The organism is Winogradskyella schleiferi (assembly GCF_013394655.1).
In the GTDB taxonomy this organism is placed as follows: Bacteria; Bacteroidota; Bacteroidia; order Flavobacteriales; family Flavobacteriaceae; genus Winogradskyella; species Winogradskyella schleiferi.
In genome coordinates this window covers 803,306-824,831 of the sequence record NZ_CP053351.1, presented here as the reverse complement: position 1 = coordinate 824,831, position 21,526 = coordinate 803,306, and the positions used below count along the sequence as shown (strand labels likewise).

The following is a 21,526-nucleotide window of genomic DNA, read 5'->3' as shown; positions in this document are numbered from 1 at the left end:
TTATGAAGAAGAAATTTCACCTTTTCGGGGTTTACGGTATTGAACTTGAGTACATGCTCGTTACAAACGACTCGTTTAAAGTGGCCCCAAAAGTAGATGAACTTTTAACGCTCAAAGCAGGCGAATTAAGAGCAGATATTGAAAATGGAGATATCGCTTGGAGCAACGAATTGGTTGCCCACGTCATTGAACTAAAAACCAACGGTCCAACAAAAAGCACGGATGATTTAGCCGTCAAATTTCATGAGAATATTCTGGAAATCGATGCACTTTTAAAACCGTTAAACCTCCAACTTTTAGGTTCTGCAGCGCATCCATTAATGAACCCAAACACAGACACCCAACTATGGAAACACAGTTATAGCGAAGTCTATGCGCTTTACAATACCATTTTTAATTGCAAAGGCCATGGTTGGAGCAATGTTCAGAGTACACATATTAACTTACCTTTTTATGACGATAAGGAATTTGAAAAACTACACGCTGCCATTCGTGTTATTCTACCGTTGTTACCTGGATTGTGTGCAAGTTCGCCTATTTTGGAGGGACAAATAACAGGGTTCAAGGATACGCGATTGGAATTTTACAAAACCAACCAAAAAGAAATTCCTGAATTAACAGGATTTGTAATTCCTGAACGTGTATTTTCAAAATTAGATTATTACACCACGATTTTTGAACCAATAAAACGCGCGATAAGACCTTATGACACCAATAAAATCTTAGATCAACACTTTCTAAATTCTAGAGGTGCCATTGCTCGTTTTGACCGTAACGCGATTGAGATTCGATTGATGGATATTCAAGAATGCCCTAAAGCAGATATTGCCATTTGTGCTTTGGTCATTGAGGTTTTAAAAGCCTTGGTCAATAAGGAATTCTGTACACTTCAAGCTCAAAAAGTATGGACCAAACAAGATTTGTTCCTTATTTTAAATGATGCCATAAAATATGGTGAAAATGCTAAAGTTGAAAACAAGCTTTATTTAAAATTATTTGGGTTGAATGGATCTGCAACCGTAAATGAGGTTTGGAAACATTTGTATCAAACGGTAAAACCCAAATTGCATCAATCACATCATGAAGCTATTGAAATCATTTTAGAAGAAGGCACGTTAGCGACACGCCTTCTTAAAGCTGTTGGTAACGATACGTCTGAAAAACACATCATTTCAGTATATCAACAGTTGAAAAATTGTTTGATAAACAACCATTTGTTTCACCCGTGAAACTCGTTTTAACCTGTGAGCATGGTGGAAATAAGATTCCAAATGCCTACAAAAATCAATTTACTGACAAAACGGTTTTAAAAAGCCATCGTGGTTTTGATTTGGGCGCGTTGGATTTGTTTGAACATCTCAAACCTTTGGCTGATGCCTCTTACTACAGTACAAAAAGTCGCTTATTGGTTGAATTAAATCGTTCATTATTCAGTAGACAGCTGTTTTCAGAATTTAGCATGCGTTTATCCAAAAATCAAAAATCAGAAATTCTCGAAAAGCACTACATACCTTATAGAACTGAAGTTGAACATCGAATCGCCACCTACATGGCATCCAATGAGCAGGTGCTACATTTATCCATTCATAGTTTCACGCCAGAACTGAATGGAGATTTACGCAATGCTGACGTTGGTTTGCTCTTTGATTCCCGTAATATAAAGGAACAAGAATTTTGCAAAAAATTAAAAGAAACGTTACTTCAACAACGTCCAAATTTGAATTTAAGATTCAATTATCCATATTTAGGAAAAGCAGATGGTTTTACCACATTTTTGAGAAAACAATTTCCTAAGAATTATTTAGGCATTGAAATTGAAATTAATCAGAAATTTACTTATAAGAATAGTATGGAATTAGAATTAAAAAATATTATTTATAAAACAATTGATGATTTGAAGTTAAAAAGCTAATTTTTTAAGAATCTTGATTGTATAAGCATATGAGGTCAGCTTGATTTCCTAGTGCTGAATTAGTTTCATCAACTTCTGATAAAAAGCATATAAGTAATCCCTTATCACTAAATTGAATTTAAACCAAAACCCGAATATTAGCATAACTATTTTCCAGAGCTTCCTGTGAAGACTTTTCATCCAACCATTCCACTTTAGTTATTCCTTCGTTCTCTTCAGGTGATAATTTACCGTTAAAGTCAGTTTTCATTTCAAACCAATAGGTCACTTTAATTTTATGTTTGCCGTTCCGCTTAAAAATATGATACGTAGTCGGCAATGGTTTAACAATCTTAAGGCCTTGAACACCTGTCTCCTCTTCCACTTCCCTTATCGCTGTTTCCTCAATCGATTCTTTACGTTCAGCTTTTCCTTTTGGTAAATCCCACTTATCGTTTCTGTAAATAAAGAGTATTTCATTTTTGGAATTATAGGCTTTGCCACCACCTGCAACCACATTGGGCAACAACTTCAAGAACTTTTTTAAAAGTTTGTCCGGATTTTTATGAATTAAATGTACCGCCTTTAAATCTGTATTATTCAAGGTTTTTATCACCTTACCAATATTTACGGATTTTAATAGAAAAGATTTAAAATCGGTTTCTTTCCTTAGTTCTGTAGTTAAAATTATAGGTTTATCACCTACATAAATAGTGTACATTGTTTGGGTTTATTTCAACTTTCCTTTTGTAAATTTATTAATTTTTACTAGAAAGTGTTTGAAATGAAATTTATTTTCAATTAAAATTTCCCAACCTTTAAAAATCCTTATTTTTACGTCATGATTTTTAACAAAGATACCGCTAAGCAAACCGCAGAAGTTTTATTGCAGATAAATGCTATAAAATTACAACCAAATGATCCATTTACGTGGGCTTCTGGCTGGAAATCGCCAATATATTGCGACAACAGAATTGTACTCTCGTTTCCTCGTATTAGAAACTATATTAGAGAAACATTAGCTAGAGAAATCGAAGAACTCTACGGCAAACCAGATGTTATTGCTGGTGTAGCAACAGGAGCTATTGGTATTGGTGCTTTAGTCGCCGATTATTTAAATCTTCCCTTTGTTTATGTAAGACCAGAAGCGAAAAAGCACGGTCGCCAAAACCAAGTAGAAGGTTATCTTGAAAAAGGACAAACCGTTGTTGTCGTTGAAGATTTAATAAGCACAGGAATGAGCAGTCTTAATGCCGTAAAAGCATTAAACGAAGCCGATGTACATGTAAAAGGGATGGTTGCTATTTTCTCTTATGGCTTTGATGTGGCTAAAAAGAATTTTGAAGACGCCAATGTGGAACTGCACACCCTTGGCAATTATGAAAATTTATTAGAACAAGCGGTAGACACCTTTTATATCACTAAAGATCAACAAGACATTTTAGCACAATGGAACGCTGATCCTAGCAAATGGAACGCTAATTGATATACCGTTGTTGAATTGTGGAGTTATTTGTTGTAAGTCGATTGGTAAAATGAAACTTCTCGTGAAATCATTAACTCAACAATGTAACGACAAACTACTTAACCGAAACGTAAAAAAGTAATGTTATAATTTGAAATAGCCGATCGTCATCAGCAAATACCATCATGTACGACAGCTTAACAACTTAACGACAAACAACTAAACATTAAACCATGAAATTAGAATCACCAAGAGTAACTCTAGATAAATCACCACAAGAAACCTTTAACTTTCTTTCCGATGTGAAAAATTTTGAAAGCTTAATGCCTGAAAACATAAGCAAATTTGAAGTTTTAGAAAACGATAAATTTCTTTTCGCATTAAAAGGTATGCCTGAAATTATATTGAAGAAAAAAGAGGCGATTCCGTTTAATAAAATCGTTTTAGGTGCTGCTGGTGGAAAATTAGACTTCGCCCTAATAGCGACTATAATGGACGTCGAAAATAATAAAAGTGATGTTAAATTAAATTTTGAAGGTGAATTTAATGCTATGATGGCGATGATGATTAAAGGCCCAATCAGTAAATTTATTGAAACTTTAGTTACGAATATGAAAACTGAGATTTAGTACAACAACTTAATTTCCTTAAGGTCAAAGGTTTTAACAATCTCATCTTCAGTCCAGACTTGCAATTGTCCGCTATCAGTAATTCCTTTTATAATACCTGGGAAACTTTCATTTTTAGAATCACTAAAGGTTGATGGTTTATCTTTTCTAAACAAGAGACTTTCGTATTCTGATTTAATATCAATATGATTCTTAGATTCTAAGATCTCAAAATATGCCTTCAACTGATTCAACACTTCAGAAAGCACTTCATCTTTATTATATATAACGCCTGATACTAAACTCATAGAGGATGCTTGAGGTAAATTGTTGAAGAATTTCTGATTCACATTTAGTCCAAAGCCAATAATTGAGCCTTGTAAAATGTTGTTCTTAATGACATTTTCAATTAAAATTCCGCATAATTTATACTCTGCTGACAAAATGTCGTTAGGCCATTTAATACGCAATTGAGGTATTTTAAAAGTATTTAGAGCCTTATAAATTGCCAAAGAAACCGCCATACTTATGTAGAATTGCTCATTTATATTTAGAAAACTTAACCGCTTAAACACACTTACAGTAAGGTTTTTACCCCTTTCTGCTTGCCATTTTGCACCCATTTGCCCTCGCCCTTTTTTTTGCGTTTCTGCCACCACAACCGTATAATCACTAGGTAACCCAACCGATACCATATCCTTTAGATAGCTGTTTGTGGAGTCAATGGCATTAAGTTTGATTATATACATTTAACAGGCAATTTTATTTTATAGTTTTCTTATGACAATTTAGGACTTACAAGAACTAAAAAAATAATAACTTTGCACAAAATTAATTCAATTTAATGACGAAAGAAAATACCAATGCTGACCAACTCATTACAACCATTATTGGTGGCATAGAAGAAGTTAAAGGAAAAGAGATTACAATTTTAGATTTAAGAGAAATAGAAAATACTGTTTGTGATTATTTTATTGTTTGCGAAGGTTCTTCCAATACGCAAGTCAACGCAATCGTCAATTCCATACAAAAACAAGTTAGTAAAACACTTAAAGATAAACCTTGGCATGTAGAAGGTACAGAAAATGCCGAATGGGTTTTAATGGATTATGTTAATGTGGTAGTACATGTGTTTCAAAAACATATACGCGAATATTACGACATTGAAAGTCTTTGGGGAGATGCTAAAACCACGCAAATAGAAACAAGTTACTAAAAACGAGAAACGCTACTAATGGCTAAAGACAATAAAAATTTAAACAAAAAACCGAAACTAAGTCCGTATTGGATTTACGGAATTATTATTGCTGTATTTCTATCTATTCAGATTTTTTCTGGCGGATTTGGAGGTTCAACAGGTACACAAACTACACCTGCGCAATTTCTAGAATATTTGAATCAAGGTGATGTTGCCAAAATTGAGATTGTAAACAAGAGAGAAGCTAGAGTTTACTTAACCAAGGAAGCAAAAGAGCAAGCGCCTCACAAAAAAACGAAACCTAATTCTATAATTCCTTCTGTAACACCTACACCAAATTACAAGTTTGAATTTGGTGATCTTCAGAATTTTGAAAAGGAAGTTAATGAGGTTATCAAAACGAATAACCTAGATACCGAACTGGTTTATGAAACCGAGCAAAATGTTTGGGGAGATTTCCTATTAACCTTGTTACCATTCATTCTCATCATTGGTGTCTGGATATTCATTATGCGTCGTATGTCTGGTGGTGGTGGCGGAGGCGCTGGAGGACAGATTTTCAATATTGGAAAATCCAAGGCCAAACTCTTCGACGAAAAAACAGATATGAAGACATCTTTTAAAGATGTTGCTGGTTTGGAAGGCGCAAAAGAAGAAGTTCAAGAGATTGTAGATTTCCTTAAATTTCCTGAAAAATATACGGCTTTAGGTGGAAAGATTCCGAAAGGTGCCTTATTGGTAGGACCTCCTGGAACAGGTAAAACCTTATTGGCCAAGGCTGTTGCCGGCGAAGCAAAAGTGCCATTTTTCTCTTTATCTGGTTCAGATTTTGTGGAGATGTTTGTCGGTGTTGGTGCGTCTCGTGTAAGAGACTTATTTAAACAGGCCAAAGAGAAATCACCTTCAATTATTTTTATTGATGAGATTGACGCCATTGGTAGAGCAAGAGGAAAGAATAATATGTCTGGTTCTAATGATGAACGCGAAAACACCTTGAATCAACTCTTAACGGAAATGGATGGTTTTGGTACTAACACAAACGTCATTGTAATCGCTGCAACCAACAGAGCCGATGTTTTGGATAGTGCCTTAATGAGAGCTGGTCGATTTGATCGTCAGATTTATGTGGATCTTCCAGATGTTAGGGAACGTAAAGAAATTTTTGAAGTGCATTTGCGTCCACTTAAAAAAGAAGAAACCTTAGATATTGATTTCTTAGCTAAACAAACGCCAGGCTTCTCGGGTGCTGATATTGCCAATGTTTGTAACGAAGCCGCTTTAATTGCCGCAAGAAAAGGAAAACAGGCTGTAAACAAACAAGATTTCTTGGATGCTGTTGATAGGATTATTGGTGGTTTAGAAAAGAAAAATAAAATTATAACACCTGCTGAAAAACGAGCAGTTGCTTTCCATGAAGCAGGCCATGCAACAGTGAGTTGGATGTTAGAACATGCCGCTCCATTGGTAAAAGTGACCATTGTCCCAAGAGGCCGTTCTTTAGGTGCTGCATGGTATTTACCAGAAGAGCGCTTAATTGTTCATCCTGAGCAAATGCTGGACGAAATGTGTGCTGCATTAGGTGGTAGAGCTGCTGAAAAAGTAATTTTTGATAAGATTTCAACTGGTGCTTTAAGCGACTTGGAAAAAGTGACCAAACAAGCCAGAGCCATGGTAACCGTTTATGGTTTGAGTGATAAAGTTGGTAACTTAACTTATTACGATTCTTCAGGACAATCTGAATATGGTTTCACAAAGCCTTACAGTGAAAAGACAGCAGAATTGATAGATATGGAGATCTCCAATATTATTGAAGAGCAATATCAACGTGCCATCGAATTATTAAAAGACAACAAAGACAAACTTACCGAATTGGCAGAAGTACTATTGGATAAAGAAGTCATTTTTAAGGATAATCTTGAAAAAATCTTTGGAAAACGTGCTTTTGAACAGCCAGTTGTTCTTAAAGAAGAGGAAGAGTAAATCTTTTTAAACAATCTTATAAAAAACTTAAATTGACCGAATGTTAATTTAAGTTTTTTTATATTTGGGAATCACACATATATCTAGATAAATAGCAATAATTGAATGAGCTTATTTCGTAAATTCTTCGGAAAAAAGTCTGATGAGACTGAAGAACACATACCTAATCAAGAGCGTGGCAAATACATGCCAGAAGTTAAGCTACCTGTAGATGAACGTTTTACCATAAACTTTAAAGCCAATGGCGGCAAATTTTTGTACTGTGAAAACTTTGATGAAGTAAAGGAAAGTTTTAATGCCATCCTTGATGAAAACAATTGGCAGGATGATAAAGTCTTCTTATTCGATCAACGCTTATCGGATTTATTTAAAGCGTTTGACCTAAATACCACCAAAAAACTTTCAGAAAGCACCTATTTTTTATCGACTTGCGAATATTTAATCTCAGATGATGGTTCGTTATTGATTTCCTCAAATCAAATTGCAGAAAAAAAATTAATAGAATTACCAGACCATTTCATTATTTACGCTACAACAAGTCAGTTTGTTGAAACCATTGGTGAAGGTCTCAAGGGTATCAAAGCCAAAAGTAAAGCGACCATACCAACCAATATCACTACTATAAAGCATTTTAAGACTGCTGACGACAAAGACTTTCTAACTTACGGAAGTAGTTCAAAAAATTTGTACCTACTGCTACTAGAAGATTTATAATGAAAGAATTAGCGATAAGAGCCTTTTCCGGTGCAATCTATGCGGCATTGTTAATAGGTTCACTTTTTTTTCAACTAGCGTCAATTATCTTAATTGGAGTGTTTGGTCTCATTTCCCTATCCGAACTTAGTATTCTTATAAAGCAAAAATCATACATTCAATACTTAATTTTTGTTCTTGTCTATGGTGGCTTTTGGTATTTCTGTTTGCAGAATCCAAATCTCATAGAAGGTGATAAGGCGATTCAAATTTTAATGGTCATTACTATATTTGTCAATCTTATATTAATCAAGGACTTATTTACCTCAAAAAAAATTCCACTATTTGAATCTAAACGCTATATCGTCTCTACCTTTTATTTAACTAGCGGTTTTGTGTTTATACTTCTTATTGCTAACTTCCACAGTGCATTTACACCCTTGTTGCTATTGGGAGGCTTAATACTGATGTGGGTCAACGATAGCGCTGCATATTTGGTTGGCAAGAATTTTGGCAAACAAAAATTGTTTCCAAGCATCTCTCCTAAAAAAACGGTTGAAGGCTTTTTAGGCGGTTTATTTTTTGCGTGTATATCAAGTTATTTTATTGCTGAATACACAGAAACACTAAATTTTAATTCTTGGCTAATTCTTGCAATTATTCTTAGTGTTTTTGGTACGCTTGGCGATTTAATCGAATCTAAATTTAAACGCCAAGCTGGTGCGAAGGATAGTGGCGTTATAATGCCAGGACATGGAGGACTTCTAGATAGATTAGATAGTCTTATATTTGCGGCACCATTTGTTTATTTATTTTTAAGAATTTCAGGTCATGTTTCATAAAGAAGGTCATAAAATTATATTCATAACCCTTGTCATTGTTGTGGGTTCATTTTTTTTAATCGATGCATTCATAACTAATGAGTGGCTTCGCAAAGGCCTAATGTTGGCTATTTTAGTGTTTTTCTTATTAATTCTACAATTTTTCAGAAATCCAAAACGAAATACACAATCCAATGAGAAGCAAGCTTTATCACCTGTAGATGGGAAAGTTGTGGTTATTGAAGAGGTTTTGGAAACTGAGGTGTTTAAAGATAAACGCATTCAGGTATCCGTATTTATGTCTCCTATAAATGTACACGTAACCCGTTATCCTATTTCCGGAAAGGTGAGTTACAGTAAGTATCATCCCGGAAAATATTTGGTAGCATGGCATCCAAAATCTAGTCTTGAAAATGAACGAACCACTGTAGTTGTGGAAAACGAGAGTTTTGGTAAAGTTCTACATCGCCAAATTGCAGGAGCGTTGGCAAAACGAATTGTTAACTATGCCGTGGTAGATACCAAAGTAGAGCAAGGCACAGATTCCGGATTTATTAAATTTGGGTCGCGCGTGGATTTATTCTTACCTTTAGATGCCGATATTAAAGTAGCACTTAACCAAAAAGTTAGAGGTGGCGAAAGTGTTATTGCAGAAATGAAGTAAATGACTTCCGAGGAATTAGATATAGAATTTAATACAGCAGTAGATCGTGTAAACGACCATACTGAACCTTTTCCTGCTGATTTTTTATTACGCCTCTATGCTTATTTTAAAAAGGCAACCAATAATTATGACAGACCTAGTAGTCGCAAACCCATAATTAATGCGTTTAAAACCAATGCCCTTTTCCAAGTAAAGGATATTACCGAAGACCAAGCCAAACAAGAATATATTGATTTGGTGAACAATTATTTTTTGTATCGGAAGTAAAATTCAGACTATAGACCGCTTCGCTGTTAGATATTAGACTTGATTGTGACAAACTGATAACCTATGGGTTTCTTCTTATTTAATCAAAAACCAAAGCTCAATACTTTAAACGGACCTATTTTTTTGTCTTACGACTTCACTTCTGAATCTTGATGTACTTCCCTGAATAGAGTTGACCGTTTTTTAGTTATTTACTTCATTGTTAAAAATAGTCATTATGGGTCTATTTTTTGGTTTTAAGGTTGACCAATATTTCTCAAAATTGTCTGGGCTCATTTTTGGTAAACTTTTATGTGTTCTTTTTTCATTATAATTCTTAACTGCTTTTGCTACACATTTTTTTAATTGAAAGAAGGTTTCTGGTTTCCAATAATCTAAATATTCTTCTTTTATAGTTCTATTGATTCGTTCTGCATATGCATTGTCCAGTCCACTTAAAGACATACTTATCTTAGTGCCATTGCTTACCAGTAAGTCTATGTATTTACTGTAAGTGTATTGGCTTCCCCTGTCCGAGTTATGGATCTCGGGTGCATTATTTTCCTTGATTGCCATTTTAAGTGCTTCTACATTCGCTTGCGCTCTCATGTTATCAGATACGATAAACCCAACAATCTTTTTTGTATAAACATCTATTATAAACACAGCGTAATAGTGTTTTCCGTTGAGCGGCAGATAGGTTATGTCCGATTGCCATACCACGTTTGGTGCGTTTACCCTTAGACCTTTTATTAGGTTGGGATAAAACTTTTTACCTGCTATTGTTGTGCGTTTATAATTCCTTTTCTTTTTAATTCTGTAACCAAGACCCATCATGGTTTCTATAAAACGGTCTCGACCTATAAAATCCGGATCTAATATATTGTACATCTTTTCTACTCCACAACCAGGATGATCCTCCCGAAGATCATCTGCCTCTAATATTAATTGAGACACTCGACTATCGAAAACCGCTTGCCGCTTTGCATACTGGTTAACGGCTTGTTTACTGATGCCTATGGTTTTATAAAGCTGGTTCATACTAAAACTTAGTGTTTCTTTATGTGTTCTGAACCAGTTGATTGCGGAGTGTTGGAATTTTTTTTGATATCTATACTTAAATCGTCTTCTGCAATATCAATTAGCTTCTCCAAATAATCTATCTTTATCTGTTTACGCCCAACTATGGCTTCAAGCTCTTTTATTCGGGCTTGTTGTTCTTTCATCTTTTGGGCACTACTGTTTTTCATCTCTACAACTCTTGAACCTTTTTCGTTAAAGGTAGAAAATTTATGGATCCAACTGTAAATTGATGTATTGCTTATGTTGTGTAATTTTTCCAATTGAGGCACGCTAAATTGACCAGATTCAAAATCTTTTACGATTTGTCGTTTAAATTCTTCAGAATAAATTCGTTTCTTTTTTAATAGTTTAATGTTTGCTTTCATAAGTTTACACTTTGTTTAAAGTGGTCAACCTATACTAGGGACATACATGAATCTTGAATCTTGAATCTTGAATCTTGAATCTTGAATCTTGAATCTTGAATCTAAACTATAAAACTATTCCCGAATCAAAGGCATCGTTGAACAACGCAGCAACCCTTCTTGCTTCGCAATTTCGGCATATGGGACTTCTTCGACTGTAATCCCTTTTTCTCGTAGCCACGTATTTAACCTTTTGAAGTTTGTTTCGGAAATAACGACATCTTCAGAAATTGAAAATACATTACTATTCATATGGTACATTTCTTCCTTGGTAATTTCGAAGACATTGTCTTTTCCAAAGAAATTCAATAACCATTCATATTCCTTTTCAACTAAAAAGCCGTTCTTATGAAGTATAGCCTTATCTTTTCCAACCGGCTGAAAACAACAATCCAAATGCAATGCATTTTCCTTTGGGTCTGTATTTGACTTTTTCAATTCGAATGCTTTCACGGTTTTATTTGGAAATAATTCTTGAATGGCTATAACCGCATCCATATTAGTACGAGCAGTAATATAATCTGAATAATCCTCGCCAGAATAGGTGCCAATAAAAATATAATCGTTCCATGGCATTACATCACCACCTTCTACATGGCATTCCTCTGGCAACACAATAATATTCTCCTCTCCTATTTTATCCAGCACATGCTGAATAGCTTCATACTCACGTTCACGATCTGGTAAGATATTTGCTTTGATCAATTTATCTTCGATAACAAAGGCGATGTCCCGAGAAAATATTTGGTTATAATCCTTTATAACTTTCGGTCTATAAACGGTCACGTCAAACTTTTTAAATACTGCTGCTACAGCCTCCATTTCCTTAACCATATCAGATTCCTTGGGATAGGTGCCAGCTTTGATATGCTGAATGGATTTAGGGTCATAGGCGTCTGCAATGGATGGAATAGCGCCAACACTTTCTGCTGTTCCCAGAATGACGGCTTTTAATCTAGAGGTTTCGTTTTGTATATTTAACTTCATAAAAATGATAATAAAAAAAGCTCCATATAAGGTATGAAGCTTTTATCGACATTTAAAATTCAATTATCTTTTATCAATGGCTTTAAACGGTCTTAGTGTTTCGCCAATATAGAGTTGTCTTGGTCGTCCAATAGGTTCTTTACGCATGCGCATTTCCCTCCATTGTGATATCCAGCCTGGTAAACGTCCCATAGCAAACATCACTGTAAACATTTCTACCGGAATTCCCATAGCGCGATAAATAATACCTGAATAGAAATCTACATTTGGATATAATTTTCTTTCAACAAAATACGGATCTTCCAAAGCTTCTTTGGCTAATCCTTTAGCAATATCCAAAATTGGATCTTCTACACCTAAATCTGCCAATACTTCGTCTGCAGCTACTTTTATAATCTTCGCTCTTGGATCAAAATTTTTGTAAACGCGATGCCCAAAGCCCATTAAACGGAATGGATCATTTTTATCCTTGGCCTTTGCCATATATTTTTTAGTGTCTCCACCATCAGCTTTAATGGCTTCCAGCATTTCTAAAACGGCTTGGTTAGCTCCGCCGTGAAGTGGTCCCCAAAGTGCAGAGATTCCTGAAGCCAGAGATACAAATAGGCCTGCATGCGATGAACCTGCAATTCTTACGGTTGACGTAGAACAGTTTTGTTCATGATCAGCATGAAGAATTAGAAGTTTATCCAATGCATTTACTAAAATAGGATTTTGTTCGTAATCACCACTTGGGCTTTTAAACATCATCTTTAATAAATTCTCTACATAACCTAATTTATTGCTACCATAATCTAACGGCAACCCATTCTTTTTACGCATCGTCCAAGCTACCAAAACTGGAAACTTTGCCATTATTCTTACAATAGCTTTATACATCTCCTCTTCTGAGCTGACATCTACAGACGATGGATAAAATGCCGTAAGTGCGCTCGTTAAAGAAGACAAAACTCCCATTGGATGCGCAGATTTTGGAAAAGCATCTAAAATCTTTTTAATATCATCATCTACAACGGAATGATCTTTAATATCCTTGTCAAATTTATCTAATTGGTCTTGCGTTGGTAATTCCCCAAAAATCAATAAATAAGCCACTTCTAAAAAACTGGCTTTTTCTGCCAATTCCTCAATAGCATAACCTCTATATCTTAAGATGCCTTTTTCGCCATCTAGAAATGTAATTGCACTTTCACAACTGCCTGTATTTTTATAACCTGGATCTAAGGTAATCACTCCTCCTGTTGAACTTCTTAAACTTTTTACATCTATGGCGACTTCGTTTTCTGTCCCTGTAATTATAGGAAAATCATAGGTTTTACCATTAATTTCTAATGTAGCTTTATCTGACATGCTTATTGTTGTATTTATAAATTAGTAAGAATCGTAAATTTACAAAAACTCAAACGATTTCGAAAGTAGATTTACGACGGTTTTAACATTTACAAAGACTTTCATTTTATTGTTTCTGCTTTTTGGCATGAAAGCTAAAAAATCATGTTATTTTTGCACTTATTTTTAAAATTATGAAGTCATTTATATTGTTAGTCATTTTCTTGATTACCAGTTTTAATGGTATTGATGCACAAATTGTGAATGTGGAATCCTTGAGACGGATCTCGGATACTTCAAAATGGTCTGGTGCGGCAAATTTGGATATCAGTCTTATAAAAAACACACAATCTATATTTAAGATTACCAACAAAATAAGACTTCAATATAATACGGAGAAAAACCTGTACCTCTTTATTAACGATTTAAAACTGGAACAAATTGAAGATAATTCTTTTGTAAACAAGGGCATTCAGCATTTAAGATATAATAGAAAAATCATAGAGCGTTTAAAACTTGAAATTTTTGCCCAAAGTCAATACGATGCTATTTCTGATATAAAATTCAGAGGCTTATTAGGTATTGGCCCACGTTTTAAACTCTCTAAAAGCCAGGATTATCGGCTTTATTTGGGCACACTTTTAATGTATGAACATGAAGAATCTTCCGATAGCGATACTGAAATATTACAGGATGTTAGAGGAAGCGCTTATTTTTCTTGTAGTCTTTATCCTTTGGAACATATATCCTTAGTGAGCACCACATATTACCAGCCGCTGTTAAAACAATTCTCTGATTTTAGAATTTCTAATGAAACCTCTTTAGGTATTAAAGTTTTATACAACTTACTCTTTAAAACCACTTTTACCTATAACTTTGATGCGAGCCCAATTATAGGCATTCCTAAAACACAGTATGAATTGACTAATGGCATTGTGTATACGTTTGATTGAAAAAGATATTAGACCGCTTTGCTTTTAGAATCTAGAAATTAGACTCCTTTGTAACTAACTAAACATAAGATTGTTTCATTTTAAAATTATGTTCTGTTTATCTGTGATTAAATTTTATCTATTAAATCTAGTTCTTTACAAAACGCTCCACCTTTTCTCCAATTGCTGTCTTCAATTTTATAAAGAAAATACCTTTTGAAAAATTCGAAACATTTAGCGTATAATTTGCATCGTCCAAAGCAGATTCAAATACCAAACGAGACATAGCATCATAAACCTGAATGGATTTCAAATTATGTTGAGATGAAAGAGTTACGATGTCTTTAGAAGGATTAGGGAAAATTGAAATACTATCATCGATTCCAAATTCATCAATTGACAATACTTGAAAATTGGTCGTTGCTATATTGGTTTCTATTGGGAAGTTATAATCGAAGAATATTTCGGCATCATTTTCCACGGAATCTCCAACAGTTAATGTGTTGTTTGTTTTTATTTTGAAGAGTACATTTCCTTTTTCATCTGGTCCTAGATTGATATTATCGAAAATGAATTCTATAGTATTGTTTGTTATTCTGGTCTGCATTTCATGCGATGCATACATAATCTGTAGAGAACCCATATCATATAAAGTCTCATCGATCACATCTTTTACAACCACAAAAGTGGCTGCTGCTGTACCTGTATTTTCAAAATTGATGTTGTAGTGTAGGTATTCGCCGATTTTATCTGGATTAACTGTGTCACCTTCTAAACATGTGATGTCGTTTGGGTCGAAAGAACCAACGACGGTTTGGTTCAATTCAAAAATGTTATCCTCTGGCAATTCATCGTCGGCAACAGGATTTACAGTTACTATAAAATTTAATACATCATCAATATTAACAGCCGGTGTTTCCATTGGTGAATTTACATTTAAAGTCAGCGCAATACTTCTGCTTTCAAAAGGCAATAAATCCGTATAAATCCAAGATAAATTTCCAGTAGTTTGTATGTCTGGACTTATAGACGCTGAAACATAATCTAAAACGGAATCATTAAAAGTAATATCTACAGCTCCAGAAAGTGTTTGATTGCCTTTGTTTTTATAGTTTACGTTATAAACAGCATCAAAACCTGGTTGTGCGGCAACGATTGGTGAAATTACGACTTTAACATCTGGATGCACTCCATTTGGTGTTATACAGAAATCTTGCGTTGTGCTATTATTATCAGCATCAGCAAAAGGTATAGTTGCTATAGTAGGAGACACAGTAAACCAAGTTAAACTTTCTAAGTTTGGTGTAATATCGAAACTACCAGCACCTGTATAAAAACTGTAGTTCCCTGAACTATTAGTTACTGATGTGCCTTGGTTTGTACCATCATTGATATCTACTCTAATATTTGGTTGCAGTACATCGCTAGCACCACAGCCATTTGAATTAGCATCTAAAGTTATGACACCAGAAATGGTGTTATAATTACCTTCTGGAGTAAACGAGCAATATGAATTTACAACAACGCTAGGACCAGCTTGTGCTTGTAAACTAGTTAATTGATCTTCATCTGCACAAATGTAAGTAAGGTTAGGATTATTACTAAAATTTAGATAACTTTCACTTTCGATACTGTCATTTTTAATGAATAAGGTTTCTAATTGATTGTTATGACAATGCAAACTCCAAAGACTTGTATTTTCTATAAGATCCAAAGTTGTTAATTGATTGTTATGACAACGTAAACTCCAAAGACTTGTATTTTGAGTAAGGTTTAAGCTTGTTAATTGGTTATCATTACAGTATAACTCTTCAAGATGCGTGTTTTGGGTAACATCCAAACTAGTTAATTGATTGTTATGACAACGTAACTCCCAAAGACTTGAATTTTGAGTAAGGTCTAAACTTGTTAATTGATTATCATTACAGTATAACCATTCAAGATTTGTATTTTGGGTAACATCCAAATTTGATAATTGATTGTTAGTACAGTGAAACCATTGAAGATTTGTGTTTTGGGTGATATTTAAACTAGTTAAATCATTATAATTACAATTAAAAACTTCTAAGTTTACGTTCTGAGTGATATCTAAGGTTGTTAAATCATTACTGCCACAACTTAAATATTTAAGGTTAGTGTTCTGAGTAATGTCTAAGATGGTTAAATTATTTCCTGAACAAGATAACTGCACTAAATTTGTAAAAGCTTGAATTCCTGTTAAATCAGAACTACCAGAATTCCCTACATTTAAATAAAAAACTTCTAGGGCTTCACTTACTTGTATCTCTCCATCATTATTGGCATCAATAGCAAAATTATTTTCATTTGAGTCTTTTGCTATTGAAAGAACTGTTGAAGAAAGTAAAAGCCTATCTTTAAAAGCAGTATCAGGTATATTTACAATTTGAGCATTTGTAAATGCTGTAACTAATAACAGTAGTAGTAGCAATTTTTTTTTCATATGTAAATGCTTTTTAATTGTAATTGTTGGTATCGCTAAATTTAGTTTTTTCTAGCTACTTAAGAAAATAATCATTGTGTAAATACAGAAAAATCCTGCTATTTTACAATAACAGGATTTTATTCAAAAAATTTATTCAACTTTTACTTCAACTTAAAAGCATTTTCTCCAGGAAAATAAGCCACATCGCCTAATTCTTCTTCAATACGTAATAACTGGTTGTATTTTGCCATACGATCACTACGCGATGCAGAACCTGTTTTAATTTGTCCACAGTTTAAAGCCACCGCTAAATCTGCAATCGTATTATCTTCTGTTTCACCAGATCGGTGAGACATTACAGAAGTATAACCAGCATTGTGTGCCATATTTACGGCTGCAATGGTTTCTGTTAATGTACCAATTTGGTTCACTTTAATTAATATGGAATTGGCAATACCTTCATTTATACCTCTTTCTAAACGCTCTACATTAGTTACAAATAAATCATCACCAACTAATTGCACTTTATCTCCAATTAATTCAGTTAAATATTTAAAACCTTCCCAATCGTTTTCATCCATACCATCTTCAATAGAAATAATAGGATATTTACCAGCTAATTCAGCTAAATATTCAGCTTGCTCTTTACTTGTTCTGATCACACCAGAATCGCCTTCAAACTTCTTGTAATCGTACTTACCATCAACAAAAAATTCTGCCGCTGCACAATCTAAAGCAATTTTAACCTCTTCCCCAAATTTATACCCTGCATTGTCTACTGCTTTAGCTATAGTATCTAGTGCATCTTCAGTACCTCCAGGTAAGTTTGGTGCAAATCCACCTTCATCACCTACAGCTGTACTTAAATCTCTATCGTGTAATACTTTTTTAAGGTTATGGAAAATCTCGGTACCCATTTGCATGGCATGTGTAAAGTTTTTAGCCTTTACTGGCATAATCATAAATTCCTGAAATGCGATTGGCGCATCACTATGAGAACCACCATTAATGATGTTCATCATAGGTAATGGTAAGGTGTTTGCAGAAACGCCTCCAACATATCTGTATAATGGCATGCCTAATTCGTTAGCCGCCGCTTTTGCCACCGCAAGTGATACACCTAAAATAGCGTTAGCTCCTAATTTCGATTTGTTTTTCGTACCATCTAAATCGATCATCATTTTATCGATAGCATTTTGGGCAAAAACTGATACGCCTATTAATTCTTGAGCTAAAATCCCATTCACATTTTCTACGGCCTTTAAAACTCCTTTTCCCATGTAGGCATCACCTCCATCTCTTAACTCAACTGCTTCGTGCTCACCCGTAGATGCGCCAGAAGGCACAGCAGCTCTTCCCATAATGCCATTTTCTGTAGTGACATCGACTTCTACGGTTGGGTTTCCTCTGGAATCTAAAATTTGTCTTGCGTGTACGTTAATTATAAAACTCATTATTTTTTGGTATTAGTTATCTTAATATTTTTAATTAAACCTACCAGGTTTAGATACTGAAATTAATTCAGTACAACGCCTTGCAGGTTGCCCAATTTCAGGTTACCCAAATTTACGAAAATCTATAGCTTAAAACATAACAAAAATCATATTTATGAATACTATTTACTATAATGTTTTTAATCTGCAGATTTTATTGTCTTAGTTTGGTCAGATTGAATTCGCGAATTACAAGTTCTCTATGTTAGAAATATCGAGAATGCTCATTTCGTAACGAAAAAAACGCAATAAAAGCGGTGTTTTATTGCGTTTTTGGTATTGAATCTTATAGGATATTAGGCGTTTTTCATATTCTCTATAAACTGATCAAAGAGGTACAATGAATCATTTGGACCAGGACTGGCCTCTGGATGATACTGAACCGAGAAACAGTTTTTGTCCTTTATCTTTAAACCTGCGACTGTATTGTCATTTAAATGTACATGCGTAATTTCAACGTTACCATTTGCTTCTGTTTCTTCTCTGTTTATTGCAAATCCATGGTTTTGAGAGGTGATTTCGCCTTTTCCTGTTATTAAATTCTTCACAGGATGGTTGATTCCTCTGTGACCATTGTGCATCTTATAGGTTGAAATCCCATTGGCCAAGGCTATCACTTGATGGCCTAAACAAATACCGAATAAAGGTTTGTTTTTAGAAAGAATGGTTTTCGTTAAAGTAATGGCGTCTGATAAGGGTTCTGGGTCACCAGGTCCATTAGATAAGAAATAACCATCTGGATTGAAAGCTTCTAACTCTTCGAATTTTGTATTGTATGGAAATACTTTTATGTAAGCATCTCGCTTTGCTAAATTTCTTAAAATGTTCTTTTTGATACCAATGTCTAAGGCCGCAATTTTATAGGTTGCATTTTCATCACCAACAAAATAAGGATCTTTGGTTGAGACTTTAGAGGCTAGCTCTAATCCTTTCATTGAAGGGAGTTCTGCTAACTGTTTTTTAAGTTCCTCTATATTATCAACCTCAGTTGTGATTACAGCATTCATAACGCCATGATCCCTAATGTAGCTAACTAAAGCCCTTGTATCTACATCGGCAATGGCCAACGTATTGTGTTTTTCGAAGAATTCTTCTAAAGAAGCATCTGCAGCTGGTCTGGAATAATTAAAACTGAAATTTTTGCAAATCAAACCTGCAATTTTAATATCATCAGATTCCACTTCGTCTGCCTTTGTGCCGTAATTACCAATATGTGCATTGGTAGTTACCATTAATTGACCGTAATATGAAGGGTCTGTAAATATCTCTTGATAGCCTGTTGTCCCTGTGTTAAAACAGACTTCGCCAAATGCCGAACCTTCTTTTCCAATAGACTTACCATGAAAAATGGTGCCGTCTGCAAGTAAGATTAAGGCTTTTTTTCTTTGTTTGTATTTCATTGGTTTTGTTGTTGAGTCACATTAGTTGGAAGAATAATTTTAAATACGATTTAAAAACACCCCTAAAGTCCCCTCAAGGGGACAATACAACCAAGTAAAATTTATCTTTAAGTTCTACAAAATTCAAAAAAAAAAGGATAAACTTAAAAAGTCTATCCTCTATATTTATTAATCGTTATTAACATTCGATTATTCTTCTTCGTTTGAAGCTTTAGTTTCGGTAGTAGCAGGTGCAGCAGCCTTTGCTTTGCTTCCTCCTCTTCTACTTCTACGTGTTTTCTTCTCTGGTTTAGCCGCCGAGTAAAGTTCGTTGTAATCTACTAACTCTATCATTGCCATATCTGCGTTATCACCTAATCGGTTTCCTAATTTGATAATACGTGTATATCCACCTGGACGATCACCAATCTTTGGCGCAACATCTCTGAACAGTTCCGCAACAGCATCCTTTTGTCTAAGTTTAGCCATTACAATACGTCTGTTATGTGTCGTATCTGCTTTAGATTTAGTAATCATTGGTTCAACAAACTGCTTTAAAGCTTTTGCCTTAGCCACTGTAGTGTTAATACGTTTGTGCTCAATTAATGAACAAGCCATATTAGCTAACATTGCTTTTCTGTGTGCTGTTTGTCTTCCTAAATGGTTGAATTTTTTTCCGTGTCTCATGACTTTCTATTTATCATCTTGCTACCAAATCTCTTTTTTTAATTAACAATGAGAGAGCAAAATATGATTATTAATTTAATTTTAGATTTACGATTTTAGATTTACGATCAGTGATTCTGAGAATCGTCAATTGTAAATCGTATATCAAAAATCCTTAGTCTTTATCTAATTTATATTTACTTAAATCCATTCCGAAGTTTAACCCTTTTACATTTACTAGTTCTTCTAGCTCAGTTAAAGACTTCTTACCGAAGTTTCTGAATTTCATTAAATCATTTTTGTTGAATGATACTAAATCACCTAAAGTATCAACTTCTGCAGCTTTTAAACAATTAAGCGCACGTACGGAAAGGTCCATATCAACTAATTTAGTTTTCAATAGTTGTCTCATGTGAAGTGATTCTTCATCATAAGTTTCAGTTTGTGCAATTTCATCAGCTTCAAGAGTGATACGCTCATCTGAGAATAACATGAAATGGTGAATCAATATTTTAGCAGCTTCAGTTAAAGCATCTTTCGGATTGATTGATCCGTCTGTTAAAATTTCGAAAACTAATTTTTCGTAATCCGTTTTTTGCTCTACACGAAAGTTTTCAATACTATACTTTACATTCTGAATAGGTGTGAAAATTGAATCTGTAAAGATTGTTCCAATTGGTGCAGATGCTTTTTTGTTTTCTTCTGCAGGAACATAACCTCTTCCTTTTTCAATAGTCAATTCCATATTGATGTTTACTTTAGGATCTAAGTTACAGATTACTAAATCTGTATTTAATACTTGGAAACCAGAAATAAACTTCTGAAAATCACCAGCTGTAATTTGATTTTGTCCAGAGATAGAAATTGTAACCGTTTCGTTATCGATTTCATCAATTTGACGCTTAAAGTTAACTTGCTTTAAGTTCAAAATCATTTCAGTAACATCTTCAACTACACCAGAAATTGTAGAAAACTCGTGATCTACACCTTCTATTCTAACTGAAGTTATTGCAAAACCTTCTAAAGAAGATAATAATACTCTTCGCAAAGCATTTCCAACTGTTAATCCGTATCCTGGTTCTAAAGGTCTGAATTCGAATTTACCTTCGAAATCAGTAGAATCAATCATGATTACTTTATCTGGTTTCTGAAAATTTAATATTGCCATTTTTGTCTTCGTTTTAATTGTTATTCAGTTGCGCGATTTATAAGTTTGAAGAGCACTAATAAATCCTTTGGCCAAA

At 34.2% G+C, this 21,526-nt stretch carries 22 protein-coding genes; 11 read left to right on the top strand and 11 right to left on the bottom strand.

Translation table 11 applies throughout. The annotated features are described in order from the left end of the window. Positions 1-2: 2 nt before the first annotated feature. Together HM990_RS03650 and HM990_RS03645 are read left to right on the top strand one after the other, a co-directional pair. Positions 3-1,229, top strand: a complete 1,227-nt coding sequence (locus HM990_RS03650; RefSeq protein WP_178987638.1) for a glutamate-cysteine ligase family protein — start codon at positions 3-5, stop codon at positions 1,227-1,229. Then, positions 1,226-1,912 (top strand): N-formylglutamate amidohydrolase, encoded by a 687-nt coding sequence (locus HM990_RS03645; protein ID WP_178987637.1) that lies wholly within the window; start codon positions 1,226-1,228, stop codon positions 1,910-1,912. The genes HM990_RS03650 and HM990_RS03645 overlap by 4 nt, the downstream gene beginning before the upstream one ends. A 118-nt stretch (positions 1,913-2,030) precedes the next feature. On the opposite strand, the gene HM990_RS03640 is transcribed toward HM990_RS03645, so the two are convergent. Beyond that, positions 2,031-2,612 (bottom strand): NUDIX hydrolase, encoded by a 582-nt coding sequence (locus HM990_RS03640; RefSeq protein ID WP_178987636.1) that lies wholly within the window; start codon positions 2,610-2,612, stop codon positions 2,031-2,033. 120 nt (positions 2,613-2,732) lie between these two features. On the opposite strand from HM990_RS03640, the gene pyrE reads away from it, so the two are divergent. Together pyrE and HM990_RS03630 are read left to right on the top strand one after the other, a co-directional pair. Continuing rightward, positions 2,733-3,377: an orotate phosphoribosyltransferase gene (pyrE, locus tag HM990_RS03635; protein WP_178987635.1), complete on the top strand. Its 645-nt coding sequence runs from the start codon at positions 2,733-2,735 to the stop codon at positions 3,375-3,377. A 212-nt stretch (positions 3,378-3,589) separates the two neighbouring features. After that, on the top strand, positions 3,590-3,985 hold the full coding sequence (locus HM990_RS03630; RefSeq protein ID WP_178987634.1) for an SRPBCC family protein: 396 nt from the start codon (positions 3,590-3,592) through the stop codon (positions 3,983-3,985). On the opposite strand, the gene HM990_RS03625 is transcribed toward HM990_RS03630, so the two are convergent. Next, on the bottom strand, positions 3,982-4,713 hold the full coding sequence (locus HM990_RS03625; RefSeq protein ID WP_178987633.1) for a biotin--[acetyl-CoA-carboxylase] ligase: 732 nt from the start codon (positions 4,711-4,713) through the stop codon (positions 3,982-3,984). The two genes, HM990_RS03630 and HM990_RS03625, sit on opposite strands and share 4 nt — an antisense overlap. 95 nt (positions 4,714-4,808) lie before the next feature. Here HM990_RS03625 and rsfS point away from each other — a divergent pair, with 95 nt between their 5' ends. From rsfS to HM990_RS03595, 6 genes are all read left to right on the top strand, one after another. Further along, on the top strand, positions 4,809-5,180 hold the full coding sequence (gene rsfS / locus HM990_RS03620; protein ID WP_178987632.1) for a ribosome silencing factor: 372 nt from the start codon (positions 4,809-4,811) through the stop codon (positions 5,178-5,180). An 18-nt stretch (positions 5,181-5,198) separates the two neighbouring features. After that, positions 5,199-7,142: an ATP-dependent zinc metalloprotease FtsH gene (ftsH, locus tag HM990_RS03615; protein ID WP_178987631.1), complete on the top strand. Its 1,944-nt coding sequence runs from the start codon at positions 5,199-5,201 to the stop codon at positions 7,140-7,142. 105 nt (positions 7,143-7,247) lie between these two features. Beyond that, positions 7,248-7,856 (top strand): LUD domain-containing protein, encoded by a 609-nt coding sequence (locus HM990_RS03610; protein ID WP_178987630.1) that lies wholly within the window; start codon positions 7,248-7,250, stop codon positions 7,854-7,856. Continuing rightward, positions 7,856-8,677, top strand: a complete 822-nt coding sequence (locus tag HM990_RS03605) for a phosphatidate cytidylyltransferase (protein ID WP_178987629.1) — start codon at positions 7,856-7,858, stop codon at positions 8,675-8,677. The genes HM990_RS03610 and HM990_RS03605 overlap by 1 nt, the downstream gene beginning before the upstream one ends. Then, complete coding sequence (locus HM990_RS03600; RefSeq protein WP_178987628.1) at positions 8,667-9,320, top strand: phosphatidylserine decarboxylase family protein; 654 nt, start codon at positions 8,667-8,669, stop codon at positions 9,318-9,320. The genes HM990_RS03605 and HM990_RS03600 overlap by 11 nt, the downstream gene beginning before the upstream one ends. Further along, positions 9,321-9,587 carry an acyl-CoA-binding protein gene (locus HM990_RS03595; protein ID WP_178987627.1) on the top strand — a complete coding sequence of 89 codons (267 nt, stop codon included), beginning with the start codon at positions 9,321-9,323 and terminating at the stop codon, positions 9,585-9,587. Positions 9,588-9,770: 183 nt separating this feature from the next. On the opposite strand, the gene HM990_RS03590 is transcribed toward HM990_RS03595, so the two are convergent. From HM990_RS03590 to HM990_RS03575, 4 genes are all read right to left on the bottom strand, one after another. Beyond that, complete coding sequence (locus tag HM990_RS03590; protein WP_178987626.1) at positions 9,771-10,607, bottom strand: IS3 family transposase; 837 nt, start codon at positions 10,605-10,607, stop codon at positions 9,771-9,773. Positions 10,608-10,615: 8 nt separating this feature from the next. Then, a complete protein-coding gene (locus tag HM990_RS03585; protein WP_178987625.1) occupies positions 10,616-11,014 on the bottom strand; it encodes a transposase in 399 nt (132 codons plus the stop codon). A gap of 114 nt (positions 11,015-11,128) precedes the next feature. Further along, a complete protein-coding gene (locus HM990_RS03580) occupies positions 11,129-12,040 on the bottom strand; it encodes a dimethylarginine dimethylaminohydrolase family protein (RefSeq protein WP_178987624.1) in 912 nt (303 codons plus the stop codon). 63 nt (positions 12,041-12,103) lie between these two features. Next, the gene (locus HM990_RS03575; RefSeq protein ID WP_178987623.1) at positions 12,104-13,390 is read right to left on the bottom strand and encodes a citrate synthase; all 1,287 of its coding nucleotides are present in this window, start codon (positions 13,388-13,390) and stop codon (positions 12,104-12,106) included. Positions 13,391-13,563: 173 nt separating this feature from the next. Between HM990_RS03575 and HM990_RS03570 the strand changes: the two genes are divergently transcribed. Further along, a complete protein-coding gene (locus HM990_RS03570) occupies positions 13,564-14,322 on the top strand; it encodes a DUF481 domain-containing protein (protein ID WP_178987622.1) in 759 nt (252 codons plus the stop codon). A 127-nt stretch (positions 14,323-14,449) separates the two neighbouring features. Here HM990_RS03570 and HM990_RS03565 read toward each other — a convergent pair whose 3' ends face one another. The 5 genes from HM990_RS03565 to HM990_RS03545 form a co-directional block, all read right to left on the bottom strand. Beyond that, complete coding sequence (locus HM990_RS03565; RefSeq protein ID WP_178987621.1) at positions 14,450-16,762, bottom strand: DUF7619 domain-containing protein; 2,313 nt, start codon at positions 16,760-16,762, stop codon at positions 14,450-14,452. A gap of 143 nt (positions 16,763-16,905) precedes the next feature. After that, positions 16,906-18,198, bottom strand: a complete 1,293-nt coding sequence (gene eno / locus HM990_RS03560) for a phosphopyruvate hydratase (RefSeq protein ID WP_178987620.1) — start codon at positions 18,196-18,198, stop codon at positions 16,906-16,908. A gap of 335 nt (positions 18,199-18,533) precedes the next feature. Beyond that, entirely contained in the window at positions 18,534-19,637 is a 1,104-nt protein-coding gene (gene carA, locus HM990_RS03555) for a glutamine-hydrolyzing carbamoyl-phosphate synthase small subunit (protein WP_178987619.1), read from the bottom strand. Between the two features lie 189 nt (positions 19,638-19,826). Then, positions 19,827-20,303, bottom strand: coding sequence for a 50S ribosomal protein L17 (gene rplQ / locus HM990_RS03550; RefSeq protein WP_178987618.1), 477 nt, complete (start codon positions 20,301-20,303; stop codon positions 19,827-19,829). A 154-nt stretch (positions 20,304-20,457) separates the two neighbouring features. Next, positions 20,458-21,450 carry a DNA-directed RNA polymerase subunit alpha gene (locus HM990_RS03545; RefSeq protein WP_178987617.1) on the bottom strand — a complete coding sequence of 331 codons (993 nt, stop codon included), beginning with the start codon at positions 21,448-21,450 and terminating at the stop codon, positions 20,458-20,460. Positions 21,451-21,526 lie beyond the last annotated feature (76 nt).

Bases quoted from the DNA above. Each gene is read 5' to 3' on its own strand.
- rplQ (WP_178987618.1), bottom strand. From the start codon at position 20,303: ATGAGACACGGAAAAAAATTCAACCATTTAGGAAGACAAACAGCACAC.
- carA (WP_178987619.1), bottom strand. From the start codon at position 19,637: ATGAAATACAAACAAAGAAAAAAAGCCTTAATCTTACTTGCAGACGGC.
- HM990_RS03625 (WP_178987633.1), bottom strand. From the start codon at position 4,713: ATGTATATAATCAAACTTAATGCCATTGACTCCACAAACAGCTATCTA.
- HM990_RS03565 (WP_178987621.1), bottom strand. From the start codon at position 16,762: ATGAAAAAAAAATTGCTACTACTACTGTTATTAGTTACAGCATTTACA.
- HM990_RS03630 (WP_178987634.1), top strand. From the start codon at position 3,590: ATGAAATTAGAATCACCAAGAGTAACTCTAGATAAATCACCACAAGAA.
- rsfS (WP_178987632.1), top strand. From the start codon at position 4,809: ATGACGAAAGAAAATACCAATGCTGACCAACTCATTACAACCATTATT.
- HM990_RS03650 (WP_178987638.1), top strand. From the start codon at position 3: ATGAAGAAGAAATTTCACCTTTTCGGGGTTTACGGTATTGAACTTGAG.
- HM990_RS03595 (WP_178987627.1), top strand. From the start codon at position 9,321: ATGACTTCCGAGGAATTAGATATAGAATTTAATACAGCAGTAGATCGT.
- HM990_RS03585 (WP_178987625.1), bottom strand. From the start codon at position 11,014: ATGAAAGCAAACATTAAACTATTAAAAAAGAAACGAATTTATTCTGAA.
- HM990_RS03610 (WP_178987630.1), top strand. From the start codon at position 7,248: ATGAGCTTATTTCGTAAATTCTTCGGAAAAAAGTCTGATGAGACTGAA.
- HM990_RS03600 (WP_178987628.1), top strand. From the start codon at position 8,667: ATGTTTCATAAAGAAGGTCATAAAATTATATTCATAACCCTTGTCATT.
- HM990_RS03575 (WP_178987623.1), bottom strand. From the start codon at position 13,390: ATGTCAGATAAAGCTACATTAGAAATTAATGGTAAAACCTATGATTTT.
- HM990_RS03605 (WP_178987629.1), top strand. From the start codon at position 7,856: ATGAAAGAATTAGCGATAAGAGCCTTTTCCGGTGCAATCTATGCGGCA.
- HM990_RS03580 (WP_178987624.1), bottom strand. From the start codon at position 12,040: ATGAAGTTAAATATACAAAACGAAACCTCTAGATTAAAAGCCGTCATT.
- HM990_RS03570 (WP_178987622.1), top strand. From the start codon at position 13,564: ATGAAGTCATTTATATTGTTAGTCATTTTCTTGATTACCAGTTTTAAT.
- HM990_RS03545 (WP_178987617.1), bottom strand. From the start codon at position 21,450: ATGGCAATATTAAATTTTCAGAAACCAGATAAAGTAATCATGATTGAT.
- HM990_RS03640 (WP_178987636.1), bottom strand. From the start codon at position 2,612: ATGTACACTATTTATGTAGGTGATAAACCTATAATTTTAACTACAGAA.
- eno (WP_178987620.1), bottom strand. From the start codon at position 18,198: ATGAGTTTTATAATTAACGTACACGCAAGACAAATTTTAGATTCCAGA.
- HM990_RS03590 (WP_178987626.1), bottom strand. From the start codon at position 10,607: ATGAACCAGCTTTATAAAACCATAGGCATCAGTAAACAAGCCGTTAAC.
- ftsH (WP_178987631.1), top strand. From the start codon at position 5,199: ATGGCTAAAGACAATAAAAATTTAAACAAAAAACCGAAACTAAGTCCG.
- pyrE (WP_178987635.1), top strand. From the start codon at position 2,733: ATGATTTTTAACAAAGATACCGCTAAGCAAACCGCAGAAGTTTTATTG.